The organism is Jiella marina, from assembly GCF_024359545.1.
Lineage (GTDB): Bacteria > Pseudomonadota > Alphaproteobacteria > Rhizobiales > Rhizobiaceae > Jiella.
In genome coordinates this window covers 462,598-478,152 of sequence record NZ_JAKQZG010000002.1, presented here as the reverse complement: position 1 = coordinate 478,152, position 15,555 = coordinate 462,598, and the positions used below count along the sequence as shown (strand labels likewise).

The window sequence follows — 15,555 nt, the reverse complement described above, 5'->3', positions numbered from 1 at the left end:
GTCCTCTCAGGCGGGGGTGGGCAGGTCGAAGACGAGGATTCCCTCGAGCCCCCCAATGGCGTTTGCGACGAGCCGCGCGCCCAGTTTCTTGTGATCGGGATGGTCCTGGTAGGTCTGAAGCGCCGCCCAGTCGTCGAATTCGGCGACGAAGCCGTGACGATAGCCGCGCTCGATCTTCTCGGGGCTCTCGCTCCGCCCTGCAGCGATGCTGCGCAGACCCGGCACGCGGCCCGTGATGGCATGCAGCTCGCGCCAGATGTCGGCGATCTCGGCTTCGGTGACGTCGGGCCTGAATTTCACCAGCACGATATGACGGATCATGTCGCAATCCCGTGGTCCTGCCGGATCATGTCGGAGGCCTTCTCACCGATCATGATCGCGGCGGCGTTGGTGTTGGAGGAGATCACGTTCGGCATGATCGAATTGTCGACCACACGCAGGCCTTCGATGCCGTTGAAACGCAGGCGCGGATCAACGACGGCGCGCTCGTCGATCCCCATGCGGCAGGTGCCGGCGCAATGGTGCGAGGTCTTGGAGTGTTCGCAGATGAAGGCGAAATACTCTTCGTCCGTCTTCACCTCCGGTCCCGGCAACCGCTCCTGGCGAATGTAAGGCTCGAGCGGCTTCTGGGAGAGAATTTCCTGGGTGAGCTTCAGCCCCCGGATCGACATTTCGCGGTCGTTCGGATCGGCGAGATAGTTCGGATCGATCAGCGGCGCGTCCTTCGGATCGGCGCTGGCAAGCCGCACGGTGCCGCGCGAGCGCGGGCGCAGATAGCAGGAATTCAGCGTCACCCCGCCGTCGGGCATGGCCGCGACGCCCTTTTCGATGCCGGTGCCAAGGCCGAGGTGGAACTGGATGTCCGGCGAACGGGCATTCTCGTCCACATACCAGAACCCGCCGGTCTCGAAGAGGCTGGAGGCGACGGGGCCGTCGCGCGTCAGGAGATAGCGCAGGCCGGCGAGGACCGAGTTCCAGGGCTTGGCGTAGCGGTCATAGGTGTGGGGACCGGTGACCTCGCAGATGCAGTAGAGATCGAGATGATCCTGCAGGTTCGCGCCCACCTCCGGCGCATCGAAGACCGTTTCGACGCCGACGCTCTCCAGATGATCCGCAGGGCCGATGCCCGAAAGCTGCAAGAGGCGCGGCGTGCCGATGGCGCCGCAGGAGAGGATGACTTCCCTGTCCGCCAGAAGGCGCCCGCCATCGACGAGTTCGACGCCGCGCGCGCGGCCGCCCTCGATGATAAGCCGGCGTACCTGGACGCCGGTGCGCACGGTCAGGTTGCGGCGATCGCGGTTCGGCGCGAGATAGGCCATCGCGGCCGAAGAGCGCCGGGCGTCGCGCTGGGTGAGCTGGTAGAAGCACACGCCTTCCTGTTCGGCACCGGTCACGTCATCGTTGCGGGGGATGCCGAGCTTCGCGGCCGCCTCGAAATAGGCCTCGCAGATCGGCAACGGGGCGCGGGGCTTGGAGACGCCGAGCGGCCCGCCCTGACCGTGGTATGCATTGTCGTAAGTGTCGTTGTCCTCGGCTCGCTTGAAATAGGGGAGCACCTCCGCGTAGCTCCAACCCTCGCAGCCCTTCTGGCGCCATTCGTCGTAATCGAGCGCGTTTCCGCGCGTGTAGATCTGGGCGTTGATCGCCGAACCGCCGCCGATCACCTTGGCCTGGGTATAGTTGAAGACCCGGCCGCGCATGTGTTTCTGCGGCACGCTGGACCAGCCCCAGGAGCCCATGCCCTTGGTCATCTTCGCGAAGCCGGCCGGCACATGGTAGAACGGATTGCGGTCGCTGCCGCCGGCTTCGAGCAGCAGCACGTTGACGGCCGGGTCCTCGGAAAGCCGGGCGGCCAGGGCCGAGCCGGCGCTGCCGCCGCCGATGATGATGAAGTCGAACGTCTCGCTCATCGTGTCCTCAGAGCTCTTTCACGAAATTTCAAAGGCGCGGGATGGACAGACCGCCATCGACCGGGATCGTCGCACCTGTCGAAAAGGCGAAGCGCCCCTCGGCAAGCGGCACCACCACCGAGCCGATATCGCCGGGCTGGCCCCAACGCCCGGCAGGCACCAGGCCGCCCTCGATCCGGGGCGTGTATTTGTCCTTCACGCCGGCGGTCATCGGCGTCTCGATGATGCCGGGGCGCAGTTCGAAGACGCCGATGCCATGGGAAGCAAGGCGCGCGGCGAAGAGCTGCGCCATCATCGCCGCGCCCGCCTTGGAGATGCAGTATTCGGCTCGCTCGACCGACACCATAGTGGCGCTCACCGAGGTGACGAAGGCGATCGCGCGATAGGGCTCGTCGGGCAGCGCGATCATGCGTTTCGCGGCTTCCTGGGCGAGGAAGAAGGCGCCGCGCAGGTTCACGTCCATGACGGCGTCGAAACTGCCCACCGCCATCTCCAGCATGTCGCCGCGCACCCTGGCCGAGATGCCGGCATTGGAGACGAGCGTCGTGACCGGGCCGAGATCGCCGGCGATCCGGTCGAGGAGGCCGGCATGGGCGGCGATGTCGGTCACGTCGTGCTTGTAGTGCCGGGCGTTTTCGCCGAGCGCAGCGAGGGCGGCGTCCACATCGGGATCGTCGCCGTCCACGGGCGCGGCAATCGCCACCTTCCATCCGGCCGCCGTCAGGGACTGCGCGATGGCGAGGCCGATCCCCCGCTGGCCGCCGGTGATGAGGGCAACGCGGCTCATGCGCCGAGTTCCTTGCGGATCGTCGATGCGGCGCGGAGCGCGAGGGCCGCCACCGTCAGCGCCGGATTGACTGCTGCCGAAGTGGGCAGCGCGCCGGCGTCGACGACGAAGAGGTTTTCGTGCTGCCAGGACCGATTGTCCGGGCCGACGACCGAACGCGCCGGGTCGCTCCCCATGCGCAACGTCCCGCATTGATGCGACGGCACCCGCCCGTCGAAGAGCCGCGAAAGCACGACCGGAAAACCCGCCTCGCGCATCGCCGCTTTGGTGGCGGCAAGCAGCTTGTCGTGCGCCGCCATATTGGAGCGCCGCCACACGAGCTGAATCTCACCATCCTTCAGCCGGATGCGGCTTTCGGGATCGGGCAGGTCTTCCGTCATGAGATAGAGGTCGATCGCGTGATGGGAGATCCAGCGCGCGGCGAATTTCGGCAGGCTCGGCACCTGGATCTTCAGGATCTCCGGCGTCACGCGGCCGAGAAGCTGGACATTGCCGAGGGGCGGACCACCCTTGCCGTCCGACAGATACCAGTCGTTCAGCCCGAAGGTCTTCTGATAGATCGAGTCGTTGCGATAGCGCGGGTCGATCGCGATCACGGCGGTCGCATTGTGGTTCATGAAGCAGCGACCGACCTGGTCGTTGGCATTGGCGATGCCGGACGCCAGCAGCAACGCGGCCGACTGCACCGCGCCTGCCGCCAGCGCGACGATCCTCGGCCTGAGGGTTACCGTCTCGCCGTTTGTCTCGTAGACGACTTCGGTCACCTGCCCCTTTGCCCCGTCCGCCTTCAGCCAGCGCACGCGTGCCCCGGTGACGAGCGAGACATTCTCATGGGCGAGCGCCGTCGCGAGCCCGCAGGTCTCCGCATCCATCTTGCCGCAGCGAAGATCCGGATAGCCGTCCCAGCCGGTCTTGCCCGCCTTGAGCCAGCGGTCGAGGTCGACGCCGAGCGGCAGGCTGAAGGGCCTCAGTCCCGCCTTTTCCAGGCGACCGCGAACCTCGGCGATTGCCGGCTCTTCGGGCACGGGCGGATAGGGATAGGCGCCCGAGCGCGGCGGTTCGGTCGGGTCGGCGCCGGCCTTCCCCCGCACCTGATAGAGCCGCTCGGCCTTGTCGTACCAGGGGGCGAGTACGTCATAGGAGAAGGGCCAGGCGGGCGAGACGCCGCCTTCATGCTCCATCTCGGCAAAATCCTCGGCGCGGTAGCGGAACAGCACCGCGCCGTAGAATTTCGAATTGCCGCCGACATTGTAGTAATTGCCCGGCGAGAAGCGCTCGCCCTTGGCGTCGATCCAGGTCTCCTCGCCGCGAAAGGCGCTGTTGGTATAGATGCGCCCAGGGTCACGAGCCGGCGCATCGTCGGGGATGGGGTATCCCCGCTCCAGAATGACGATCTTCGCCCCGCTCGCCGCCAGACCCGCCGCAAGCGTCGCGCCGCCCATGCCCGATCCGATGATGACGATATCCGGCTCGCTGCCCATGGCTCAGATGATCCGCGCCTCGGTCTTCGGGTCGAAGGCCACTGCCTTTTCCATGTTGATCGCGAACTGGAAGTCCTCGCCCGGCTTGACCGGCACGTCGGCGCTGAAGCGGGCCGTCACGTCCTTGCCGCCCATCTGGGTGACGACGAAGATGTCGGAGCCGGCCGGCTCGGTGATCTCGACCCGCGAGTCCACCACATGGACCGCGCGCGACTTGCGATCGGCGCCGTCGGGCTCGGTGATCGCCTCCGGGCGAATGCCAAGCGTGATTTCCCGACCTTCCTCGCCCGTTCCGTCCCGTCCCGCGAAGGGCAGCACCGCGCTGCGCCCGTCGGACAGGCTGATTTCGGCCGCCGGCGCGCCATTGGCCGAGACGATCCTGGCCGGAAACAGGTTCATCGAGGGCGAGCCCATGAAGCCGGCGACGAAAAGGTTCGCCGGATTGTCGTAGATTTCCTGCGGCGTGCCGATCTGCTGGACATAGCCGCCATACATCACCGCGATCCGCGTCGAGAGGGTCAGCGCCTCGATCTGGTCGTGGGTCACGTAGACGATGGTGGTGCCGAGCTTCTGGTGGAGCTTCTTGATCTCGGTGCGCATGTCGACGCGCAGTTTCGCGTCGAGGTTCGAGAGCGGCTCGTCGAACAGGAAGACGTCGGGATCGCGGGTCAGCGCCCGGCCCATGGCGACGCGCTGGCGCTGGCCGCCGGAAAGCTGGCCGGGCTTGCGGTCGAGAAGCTGGCTGATCTGCAGAAGTTCGGCCACCTCGGCGATCTTCTTCTCGCGCTCCTTCTTGGGAATGCCGTGCATCTCCATGCCGAAGGAGATGTTTCCGCGCACCGTCATGTTCGGATAGAGCGCGTAGGACTGGAACACCATGGCGATGTTGCGGTCCGCCGGCTTCACGCCATTCATCGATCGCCCATTGATGACGATCTGACCGCTCGAGACCTCCTCCAGCCCGGCGATCATGTTCAACAGCGTCGATTTTCCGCAGCCGGACGGGCCGACCAGGACCAGGAACTCACCCTCTTCGACGGAGATGTCCGTCTCGTGCAGGACCTTGAGACCGCCGAAGGACTTCGTCACGCGGTCGATGTCGAGGAAACCCATCGGTTCGTTATCCTTTCACGGAGCCGGACATCAGGCCGCGCACGAAGTATCGGCCCGCGACGATGTAGACGAAGAGGGTGGGAAGGGCGGCCATGATCGCCCCGGCGAAATGGACGTTGTATTCCTTCACGCCGGTGGAGGACTGGACGAGATTGTTGAGCGCGACCGTCATCGGCTGGCTGTCGAAGTCGGAAAAGGAGGCCCCGAACAGGAAGTCGTTCCAGATATTGGTGAACAGCCAGATGATGCAGACCACCGCGATCGGGCCCGACGACGGCAGCAGGATGCGCCAGAAGATCGTGAAGAAGCCGGCGCCGTCGATCTGCGCGGCGCGCACCAGCTCGTCCGGAAAGGCGGCGTAATAGTTGCGGAAATAGAGCGTCGAAAAGCCGATGCCGTAGACCATGTGGACGAAGACGAGGCCGGTGACCGTGCCGGCGATCCCCATCAGCCCCAGCATGCGCGCCATCGGGATCAGCACCATCTGAAACGGGATGAAGCAGCCGAAGAGCAGCAGGCCGAACACAAGCGTCGCGCCGCGAAAGCGCCATTTGGTCAGCACATAGCCGTTCAGCGCGCCGATCACCGTGGTGATCGCCACGGCGGGCACCACCATCAGCAGCGAATTGATGAAATAGGGACGAAGGCCCGTCGCCTCGACGCCGACCTGTGCCGTCGACCAGGCGCTCTGCCAGGGCGCGATCGTCCACTCGCCGGGCAGCGCCATCATGCCGCCGGCGGTGATCTCCGACAGCGGCTTCAGCGAGTTGACCAGCATCACGTAGAGCGGCAGCAGGTAGTAGATGCAGAACAGGCCGAGGATTACGTAGAGGGCCACGCGCGGCCAGTGGATGCCGGCCCGGGTCGCGCCCGTGGCGCTCGGTTCTCCGGTCCTGGCCGTGACGGCGTTTGCGGTCGGTGCGGGCATTATTTCTTCTCCCGGAGTTCGGACCACAGATAGGGGACGATGATCGCGGCGATGGTGAGCATCATGATCACCGCCGAGGACGCGCCGATGCCCATCTGGTTGCGGGTGAAGGTGTAGGAATACATGAAGGTCGCCGGCACTTCGGTCGCCGTGCCCGGCCCGCCATTGGTGAGCGCGATGACGAGGTCGTAGGACTTGATCGCCATGTGGGCCAACACCACGAAGGCCGACATGAAGGCGGGCCTCAACTGCGGAATGACGATGCGGCGATAGAGCGCCATGGTCGAGGCGCCGTCGATTTCGGCGGCGCGCAGCATTTCGGAATCGATGCCGCGCAAGCCGGCGAGAAACATCGCCATGACGAAGCCGGAGGTCTGCCAGACCGCGGCGATGACGATCGTGTAGATCGCCATGTCGGAATCCTTGATCCAGTCGAAGGTGAAGCTTTCGAAGCCCCAGCCGCGCACAACCGCCTCGACGCCGATGCCGGGATCGAGGAACCACTTCCAAGCGACGCCGGTGACGATGAAGGACAGCGCCATCGGATAGAGATAGATCGTGCGGATGAAGCCTTCGGCCCTGATCCGCTGATCGAGGAAGATCGCGAGCAGAAGGCCGAGCAAGCAGCAGATGACGATATAGAGCGTGCCGAAGATGACGAGGTTCGTCAGCGCCGTATCCCAGGCGCGGATGCGAAAGAGAAACCCGTAATTCTGCCACCCGACCCAGCCGAAGGAGGGCAGAATGCGGCTGTCCGTGAAGGACAGATACAGCGTGAAGAGAATGAAGCCGTAGACGAAGATTCCGACGAGAGCGACCGAGGGGCTGAGGACGAGCTTGGGCAACAGGTCGCGCAGCCGGTCCGCCGCGCCGCGATGGCGCACGGTATCCGAGATGGCCATTCCGATCCTCCCGATCGAACCTTGCGGATGGTGTCTTGACGAGACGCGAGAGGCCGGGTGGGACGCCGGCCTCGATGTCGGTGCAGGAGAGCGGGACCGGCCCGAAGCCGGTCCCGCCTGAGCCGGCTTACATATTGATCTGAACGGCCGTCAGCAGCTCGTCCATGGCGGTCTCGCTGTCGTACTCACCGTTGAAGTGCGCGGTGATGACGTCGTACATCGCGTTCTTCACGGCTGCCTTGTTGGCGTGACCATGGGCGAAGGAGCCCATCAGATTGTCGCTGGCCGCAGCCTCCTTGAAGTCCTCATAGGCCTGCTGGCCGCAAGCATCGAACTCCGAGACATCGATGTCGGTACGAGCCGGCACCGAGCCCTTCACCTTGTTGAAGGCGATCTGGAATTCAGGGCTCACGATCGCCTTGGCAAGTGCGGCCTGCTGCGGCGAAACCTCGCCGCCCTGATCGAACATGGCGAACTGGTCGGAGTTGAAGAGGACCTGCTCGCTGGTTCCGGGGAAGCGGAAGCAGACGAAATCCTCGCCCGGCGTCTGGTCGGCGTTCAGGAACTCGCCCTTGGCCCAGTCACCCATGATCTGGAACAGCGCCTTGTCGTCGATGACCATGGCCGTTGCGAGGTTCCAGTCGCGGCCGGAGAAATTGTCGTCGACAAAGCCGCGCAGCGTCGCCATGCGGTCGAAGACCTGCTTCATCGTGTCGGAGGTCAGCGCCTCCTCCTCGAGATCGATCAGGGCCTTGCGGTAGAACTCCGGCCCGCCGGTGACGAGCGCGACGGAATCGAAGATCGTTGCGTCCTGCCACGCCTGCCCGCCATGGGCGAGCGCGGTGTAGCCGGCGTCCTTGGCCTTCTGCATGGCGGCGATCAGATCGTCCCAGCTCTGGGGCTGCTCGAGGCCGAGCTCTTCCATCAGCGAAGCGTCGGCCCAGACCCAGTTGGTCGAGTGGACATTGACCGGAGCCGCGACCCATTCGCCTTCATATTTCGAGAACTTCTGCAGAGCCTGCGGGATCACCTCGTCCCAATTGCCCTCCGAGGCGATCTCGTTGAGGTTGGCAAGCGCGTCCTGCTGCGCCCAGTCGGTGATGTCGAAGCCGAGCATCTGGACGGCGGTCGGCGCGTTGCCGGCGGTGACGCGGGCGCGCAGCACGGTCATGGCCTGGGTGCCGCCGCCGCCGGCGACCGGCATGTCCTGCCAGCCGATGCCCTGGCCCTGCAGATCCTCCTTGAGGACGTTGAGGGCGGCCGCCTCGCCGCCCGAGGTCCACCAGTGCAGGACCTCGACATTCGAGCCCTCGGCCTGGTTGCTGTCCTGCGCCTGTGCGGCGTGGGCGGCCAGCAGCGCGGCGGCTGCCGTCATGGTGTAGGCTAGATAACGCATAAGTTTCCTCCCGATATGCGTTTCAGAAAATGTCCGTCGCGGTGACGCCCGATGAACCGGGGTCCGCGAAACACGAAGCTCATCATTTCAGGGCAGGCAAAACCCCGCCCCGCTCGGCGAGCGTATCCACTTGATTTTTGCCGTCCAGTCCCGTCGGCAGAAAAATCATGGAGAATGCTTTATTGCCATGTTGCGCCGTGCCCGGGCGAAATTCCGAGCGTCTCGCGCCATCGTCGGCATGGACGGGGAGTTCCACCATCAGGCCCCCGTGAATCCCGGTTTGCGTTTTTCGCGGAAAGCGGCGACGCCTTCGTTGCGGTCATCCGTGGCGGCGATCATACCGCCCGCAAGCGTCTCGATCATCGCGGCACGATCCTCACCCACAGCCGCATGGATCATGTATTTCGCAGCCTCGGTGGCGCGCGGCGACAGGCGCTTCGCCTCTTCGGCAATGGCGAAGGCCGCGGCATCCGCGTCTTCCGCCACTTCCACCGCGAAGCCGCAGGCGACCGCCCGCTCGGCGCCGATCCTCCGGCCGAACAGCGCCATTTCCTTGACCGTCGGCTCGCCCAAGAGACGCACCAGACGCTGGGTGCCCGACCAGCCCGGAACGATCCCCACACCGGCTTCCGGCAAGGCGAGCGTGGCGCGCGGTGCCATGACCCTGAGATCGCAGGTCGCAGCAAGCTCCAGCCCGCCGCCGAAGGCATGAGCACCGATCGCGGCGATGGTCGGCTTGGAAAGCCGCGCCAGCCGGTCGAAGATGCGATGACCGTCGCGGATCCAGTGCCGGGCGAATTCCGCCGGTGACAAGGCACCCCAGGCGACGATATCGGCGCCGGCGCAGAACGCCTTCGCCTTTTCCGCCGTCAGCACCACCGCCGTGATCGCGGCATCCCGGTCGATCGTCGCACAATGAGCCTCGAGCGCCTCGAGCATGGGCATGGTGAAGGCGTTGAGCTTGTCCGGATTGTCCAGGCGAAGCTCGGCGACCGATCCGTGCATGCGAAGATGGACCGTGCTCATAGCTCAAGCTCCATGGGTCCTTCGCGCAAGAGTGCGCGGGGCATCGAAACCGCGTCCGGAGCGACCTTCACCCGGCCCTTCGAGGCCTCGACGATATCGCGCTCGGGGTCGATGCCGGGCATGATCTCAGTGGCCGTGAGCCCCTCTTCCGTCAGACGGATGACGCAGCGCTCGGTGACGTAAAGAACGTCCTGGCCGATCTCGCGCGCCCGCCGGCCCGAGAAGGTCACATGCTCGACCTGGTCGACCATCTTGGTGAACTTGCCGGGCTTCGAAATCCGCAATCCATCGCCTGACACGTCGAACTGCGCACCGGCCTCGAAGAAGCCGGAAAAAACGATCTTCTTGGCATGCGCCGTGATATCGACGAAGCCGCCGCAGCCGGCCGTCAGATAGGGCTTCTTGCCGAGCTTCGAGACGTTGACGTTGCCTTCCGCATCGACCTCCAGGAAGGAGAGGAAGGACATGTCGAAGCCGCCGCCTTGAAAGTAGGTGAATTGCTGTGGGCTCGGCATGATGGCGTCGGCATTCGACGCGCAGCCGAAGGCGAAGCCCAGAAGCGGCACACCGCCGGTCGCCCCCTGCTCGATCGCCCAGGTGACAGCCTGCGGATGGCCGGCCTCGACCAGGATGCGCGGCACCATCGCCGAGATGCCGAAGCCGAGATTGGCCGTCTGTCCGGCGGACAATTCCATGGCCGCGCGGCGCGCAATGATCGTCTCGACGCTGAATTCCGGCGTCGAAAAACTGTCCCAGGGCCGGATGATCTCGCCGGAAATCGCCGGATCGTACGGCGTTCCGGTGGTCTGCAACTGCTCGGGATCGGTGACGATCAGGTCCACCAGATGGCCCGGCACCCTGACATCGTGGGGCCGAAGCGACCCCGACGCGGTGACGCGCTTCACCTGGGCGATGACGAGGCCGCCATGGTTGCGGACCGCGATCGCCTGCTCCAGCGCGCCGAGATAGGCGCCTTCGTGCTCATAGGTGAGATTGCCGCGCTCGTCCGCCGTGGTCGCGCGGATGATGGCGACATCGGGCACGATGTTCGGGAAATGCAGCCAGGTCTCGCCGCCGAGCTCGACGCGCGAGACGATCGGTTGTTCGGCCGCGACGTCGTTCATCGCGCAGCCCTCGCGGATCGGATCGACGAATGTGTCGAGCCCGACCTTGGTCAACACGCCCGCCCGGCGTGCCGCGACGTCGGCATGCATGTCGAAGAGGATGCCGGACGGCACATTATAAGCCGCGACCCGGTTTTCCGTCAGCATCTTCCAGATTTCCGGCATCGGCAGAGACGACGGACCGGACGGATAGGAGCCGGCGAGCACGCGCTTGATCAGCCCGTCCTTGGCAATGTGATCGATGCCCTTGATGCCGTACATGTCGCCGGCCGCGATCGGGTGCAACATGGTGAGGTCACGCGGATGGCCCTCACCGTCGAACCGCTTGCCGAGGACTTCAAGCACCTTGTCCGGGCAGCCGAGGCCCGAGGACGACGACACCGTGACGACGGCCCCGTCGGCAATTCGGCTGACGGCCTCTTCCGGGCTGACGAGCTTGGACGCCACGGCCTCAGAACCCTCCGTAATCGACGGCGACCGCCTTGCCGGAATCGGCAGCAGCCTTGACGGCCATGGCGACGGCGAGCGACTTCACTCCGTCGACGCCATCCGCCGAGGGGCGCCCCTCGCCGCGCGCTGCGGCGTGGAAGAGCCTCATCGAGCGCTCATAGAGCCCGTGCGTCTCGTAAGGCACCGATTTGCGGCCATTCTCATCGGTGAGCCAGACCTCGCCGACCGGATTCTGGGTCATGACGCCGCGCGCCACGATCGATCCCTTGGTGCCGTGGAATTCGATACCCGTCTCGGCAAAGGCGTGGGTGAAGCTCTCATGGGTCTGGACCATCGTGCCCGACGGCATCTCCCAGATCGACATGGCGCTGTCTTCGACCCCCTGTCCGAGACCGGAGACGGTCTGCCTCGCGACGACTTCGACCGGATCCTCGCCCAGATGGAAGCGCACCGTATCGGCGTCATGCACGACGATGTCCGGAATGACCCCGCCGCCGGCGCCGGGATTGTCGATCCGCCAGCCGCGCAGCACCTCTGGCAGGTTGACCGCATGAAAGACGCGGGCGCTCAGCACATTTCCGATCGCGCCATTGGCGATCAGGTCGCGGATCGCCAGATGCGTGCCGGCATTGCGCAGATGATGGTTGGTGCCGAAGACCACGCCCTTCTCGGCGGCCGCACGCACCATCTCGGCTGCGTCGGCGACCGTCATCGCCAGGGGCTTTTCGCACATCACATGCTTGCCCGCCGCAATCGCCGCCATGGCCTCGGCATGGTGCTTCTCATTGGTGGTCGAAATATAGACCGCGTCGATCTCGGCCTCGGCCAGCATTCGATCGAGATCGGTATAGCTCTCGGCAATGCCATGGGTCCTGGCGTAATCCGCGCCACGCGCCGCGTCCGAACTCAAGACGGCGGTGATCGTCGAGCCTTCCACCGAGCGGATGGCATCGATCATGTAATTGGCCGCGATCCGGCTCGCGCCTATTAGAGCCCAGCGCATGAAACCTCCCTTTCGTGCCGATCCCTCCCGACCGGCGATGTTGGCATTTTGAGCATTCCAACTTGGTTTTAGCCGTAATGGAACGTTCCAAAACAGTCAAGTTGGGATGTTGGCGAAATCCTGGCAGCACGAACCCGACACGTAGGGTCAGCGCTGTGGCATGGATTTCGGCTCGAGGCCGGGATGATGTTCTTGGGTGTGTCGCTCCTTGTCAGCGAACGAAGGCGCGCAGTCGCCGGATGAGCGGCCGGAGCCCGCCCATCCGCTCGATTCGCGGATCTTGAGCTCCACCGGCACGATGGTTTCGGCGGCCGTCTCGGCGCCTTCGATGCGCGCGACCAGCGTTTCGGCCGCGAGCCGGCCGAGATCGGCGATGCGGACGTCGACGGTGGTGAGCGGCGGCGCATTGTGGCTGGCCTCGGCGACGTCGTCGAAGCCGGTGAGCGCGATGTCGCGCCCGACCTTCAGCCCTGCCTCGACCAGCAGCCGGTTGGCGCCGAAGGCGACCACGTCGTTATAGGCAACGAAGGCGCTGGCCCGGCGGGCCGCCAGCGCCTCATTCGCTGCGGCCCGGCCGCCAGACCGGGAGGGCAGACCTTCATGGATCGTGGCGGCCTCGGCCGGATCGAGACCCGCCTCGTCGAGCGCGGCATGAAAGCCGGCCAGCCGCTCCCTCTGGGTGGACATGGTCGGATAGCCGCCGAGAAAGGCAAAGCGCCGGTGGCCATTGTCGATCAGATAGCGGGTGAGCGCCCGAAACCCCGCCTCGTTGTCGGGGCCGATATAGGGAAGCTCGGCCGAGAGGCCGTCGGTCAGCCGGCGCATGACGCCCACGGCCGGAATGCCGAGCCCGGCAATGTCGGCATGGGACGTGCCATGGGCCGGGCTCATCATCACGCCGGCGACGCCATATTCGCGCATGGTGCGCAGAACCCGGAACTGCCGGTCGCGCTCGTCGCCGGTATTGGCCAGAAGCGGCACGTAATCCTTTTCAAACAGGGCCGCCTCGGCCGCGACGGCCAACTGGGCGAAGAAGGGGTTGGTCAGGTCGGGAATGACCAGGGCGACGAAGCGGCTCTTCGCCATGCGCAGCGAGGCCGCGCCGCGATGATAGATGTAGCCGAGGCTCTTTGCGGCGGTCCGCACCCGCTCCCGGGTGTCGTCGCTGACCAGCGGCGAGCCGCGCAGGACCAGCGAGACCGAGGATTTCGACACCCCGGCCTCTCTCGCGACGTCGAGGATCGTGACCCGTTTGCGCTCGCCCGGGCTTGTCATGCGGAGGCGCCTCCCTTGCGCGTTCCCGCATGCCCTTACCTCATGATGAGGCGCGGCGCGAACCGGTTTCGTGTCGCAAAAGGAGGGAAACGGCGCCAAGCGCTCCTGCCTCCCCCCTGACGCGCATGCGGCTCCGCCGTCACACCAGCGCGACCTTGCGGCCTTCCACCGCGCTCCGGCGTGCGGCTTCCAGCATGGCCATCAGCGTGTAGGCCTCCTCATGGGTGACGGGCGAAGGCGCTCCGTCGAGAATGGCTGCGGCGACACCACCATAGAAGCACTCATAGGCGCCCGGCTTGGGCGCGATAGACCGGTCCGTCTCGCCATCGCTGATGGTGATCGAGACCTCCTCCGCCTCGCCCCAGCCGGGTTCGCCGGGCCTCAGACCCGCCGCCAGCTGCGGTTCCTGCTGGTCCATGCCGTACTGATAGAGGCTGCCGGTCGTGCCGTGGGCGACGAGACGCGGCCCCGGTTTCGCGACGAGCGTCGAGGCGTGGACGACGACGCGGAGACGTTCATAGTCGAGCACGATATGGAAGTAGTCGGCGACCGCCGCGCCATCGCGCTGGACGGCGATATCGGCGAAGAGCGATTTCGGTTTGCCGAAGAGGCAGATCGCCTGATCCAATACATGCGGCCCGAGATTGTAGAGCACACCCGCGCCGGGGGTGACTGTCTCGCGCCAGTCGACCTTGAGCGCTGGCCGGAAGCGATCGTAATGGATCTCGCAATAGCGCAGCTCGCCCACCGCACCCTCGTCGAGAAGCTCGCGCACGGTGATGAAATTGCCGTCCCAGCGCCGGTTTTGAAAGACCGACAGATGGCGGTTCTTCAGCTTGGCGAGATCGATCAGCTCCTGGGCCTCGCGCGTGTCGATCGTGAAGGGCTTGTCGACGACCACATGCTTGCCCGCCATGAGAGCCGCACGGGCGAGCGGCGCATGGCTCGTGTTGGGCGAGGCGACGACCACAAGGTCGATCGCCGGATCGCCGATCAGTTCCATCGGATCCGTGTAGGTCCGGGCGGCCGCAAACTCCGCCGGCAGGTCGCGCGACGTCGCGACGGCTGCCAGCTCGAACCGGGGCTCGGCGGCAATGAGAGGCGCATGGAATACCGATCCGGCGAGGCCGAAGCCGATGAGGCCGACTTTGATTTCCGACATGTCCGGACCTTTCTGCAGGTATTGGGAGGAATGCGGTTCCCCGCTGTGCGTCATGCGGATTTGCGGAGAATTTCCGCATGGGTCAAGCCAGATGCGGCATTATTTGCGCCAATGCGAGAAAAACCAGCATATCTAATGCGTTTTTGTTGCGGAGTTTTCCCGACTCGACTATCACGACTCCATGGAAATCGAAGAACGTCGCAAGGCCATCCTTTCGATCCTCGTCGACGCGGGCCATGTGCGCGTGCGCGATCTGGGACGGCGCTTCGCCGTCTCCGACGACACGATCCGCCGCGACCTGGAGGTCCTTTCCGGCCAGGGCTTCCTGCAGAAGACCCATGGGGGCGCCGTCAGCCTCGACGTGCCGAGCATACGGCGCGAGGTGCGCGGCCATATCGCCGGCGACGCCAAGGCGAAGATCGGGGAGATGGCGGCCGAGCATCTGACGCCCGGCGCGACCCTCGTCATCGATGCCGGACAGACGACGCTGGAGGTGGCGCGGCGGCTGCCGCCCGGCCCGTTCACGGTCATCACCCTGTCCCTCGACGTGGCGCTCGCCTTGTCGCACCGCAAGGATATCCGCCTGATCGTCGTGGGCGGCGAGTGGAACGCGGAGCAGCGGCTGTTTCGCGGCGCCGCCACCATCGAGACGATCGGCAGCTATCGCGCGACACTGGCAGTGATGGGTGCCTGCGCCGTCGATCCGGTTTTCGGCGTCACGGCGTCGGAGGAATGGGACGGCGCGGCCAAGCGCGCCATGATGCGGATCAGCGAGCGCCGGATGCTGGTCGCCGACCACACCAAATTCGGCCGCCGCGAGCCCTTCTTCGTCGCCGCGCTGGAGGAGTTCGACCTTTTCATGAGCGACCAGGAAACACCACCGAAAAACGCCTCCGCGACGCGCAGCGCAGAGCCGCTCGCAGGTTAGCGCGCGCGGGCCGATCCATTCCATCGCCGGGACCGCGAGCGAGGCCCGAGCGCCCATCCCTCAAGACATC

Annotated in this window: 15 protein-coding genes; 1 reads left to right on the top strand and 14 read right to left on the bottom strand. The window is 65.5% G+C overall.

Annotation, left to right across the window (positions count from 1 at the left end; genetic code table 11):
* Positions 1-6: 6 nt before the first annotated feature.
* The 14 genes from MF134_RS05745 to MF134_RS05680 form a co-directional block, all read right to left on the bottom strand.
* Positions 7-321, bottom strand: coding sequence for a Dabb family protein (locus MF134_RS05745; protein WP_255338446.1), 315 nt, complete (start codon positions 319-321; stop codon positions 7-9).
* Positions 318-1,910, bottom strand: a complete 1,593-nt coding sequence (locus tag MF134_RS05740; protein WP_255338445.1) for a GMC family oxidoreductase — start codon at positions 1,908-1,910, stop codon at positions 318-320. The genes MF134_RS05745 and MF134_RS05740 overlap by 4 nt, the downstream gene beginning before the upstream one ends.
* Positions 1,911-1,938: 28 nt before the next feature.
* Positions 1,939-2,697, bottom strand: a complete 759-nt coding sequence (locus MF134_RS05735) for a 3-ketoacyl-ACP reductase (RefSeq protein ID WP_255338444.1) — start codon at positions 2,695-2,697, stop codon at positions 1,939-1,941.
* Complete coding sequence (locus tag MF134_RS05730) at positions 2,694-4,178, bottom strand: FAD-dependent oxidoreductase (RefSeq protein ID WP_255338443.1); 1,485 nt, start codon at positions 4,176-4,178, stop codon at positions 2,694-2,696. The genes MF134_RS05735 and MF134_RS05730 overlap by 4 nt, the downstream gene beginning before the upstream one ends.
* A 3-nt stretch (positions 4,179-4,181) precedes the next feature.
* Entirely contained in the window at positions 4,182-5,291 is a 1,110-nt protein-coding gene (locus MF134_RS05725; RefSeq protein ID WP_255338442.1) for an ABC transporter ATP-binding protein, read from the bottom strand.
* 7 nt (positions 5,292-5,298) lie between these two features.
* The gene (locus tag MF134_RS05720) at positions 5,299-6,219 is read right to left on the bottom strand and encodes a carbohydrate ABC transporter permease (protein ID WP_255338441.1); all 921 of its coding nucleotides are present in this window, start codon (positions 6,217-6,219) and stop codon (positions 5,299-5,301) included.
* Positions 6,219-7,121, bottom strand: coding sequence for a carbohydrate ABC transporter permease (locus MF134_RS05715; RefSeq protein ID WP_255338440.1), 903 nt, complete (start codon positions 7,119-7,121; stop codon positions 6,219-6,221). The genes MF134_RS05720 and MF134_RS05715 overlap by 1 nt, the downstream gene beginning before the upstream one ends.
* Before the next feature lie 127 nt (positions 7,122-7,248).
* Positions 7,249-8,517 carry an ABC transporter substrate-binding protein gene (locus tag MF134_RS05710; RefSeq protein WP_255338439.1) on the bottom strand — a complete coding sequence of 423 codons (1,269 nt, stop codon included), beginning with the start codon at positions 8,515-8,517 and terminating at the stop codon, positions 7,249-7,251.
* Between the two features lie 82 nt (positions 8,518-8,599).
* Positions 8,600-8,776, bottom strand: coding sequence for a hypothetical protein (locus MF134_RS05705; RefSeq protein WP_255338438.1), 177 nt, complete (start codon positions 8,774-8,776; stop codon positions 8,600-8,602).
* Positions 8,776-9,543 (bottom strand): enoyl-CoA hydratase/isomerase family protein, encoded by a 768-nt coding sequence (locus MF134_RS05700; protein ID WP_255338437.1) that lies wholly within the window; start codon positions 9,541-9,543, stop codon positions 8,776-8,778. Before MF134_RS05700 ends, MF134_RS05705 begins: the two co-directional genes overlap by 1 nt.
* On the bottom strand, positions 9,540-11,114 hold the full coding sequence (locus MF134_RS05695; protein ID WP_255338436.1) for an acyl CoA:acetate/3-ketoacid CoA transferase: 1,575 nt from the start codon (positions 11,112-11,114) through the stop codon (positions 9,540-9,542). The genes MF134_RS05700 and MF134_RS05695 overlap by 4 nt, the downstream gene beginning before the upstream one ends.
* A gap of 4 nt (positions 11,115-11,118) precedes the next feature.
* A complete protein-coding gene (locus MF134_RS05690) occupies positions 11,119-12,120 on the bottom strand; it encodes a Gfo/Idh/MocA family protein (protein WP_255338435.1) in 1,002 nt (333 codons plus the stop codon).
* Positions 12,121-12,267: 147 nt separating this feature from the next.
* A complete protein-coding gene (locus MF134_RS05685; RefSeq protein ID WP_255338434.1) occupies positions 12,268-13,395 on the bottom strand; it encodes a LacI family DNA-binding transcriptional regulator in 1,128 nt (375 codons plus the stop codon).
* Positions 13,396-13,534: 139 nt separating this feature from the next.
* Positions 13,535-14,557 (bottom strand): oxidoreductase, encoded by a 1,023-nt coding sequence (locus MF134_RS05680; RefSeq protein ID WP_255338433.1) that lies wholly within the window; start codon positions 14,555-14,557, stop codon positions 13,535-13,537.
* A 181-nt stretch (positions 14,558-14,738) separates the two neighbouring features.
* On the opposite strand from MF134_RS05680, the gene MF134_RS05675 reads away from it, so the two are divergent.
* Entirely contained in the window at positions 14,739-15,485 is a 747-nt protein-coding gene (locus tag MF134_RS05675; protein WP_255338432.1) for a DeoR/GlpR family DNA-binding transcription regulator, read from the top strand.
* The last annotated feature ends 70 nt before the right edge of the window (positions 15,486-15,555 follow it).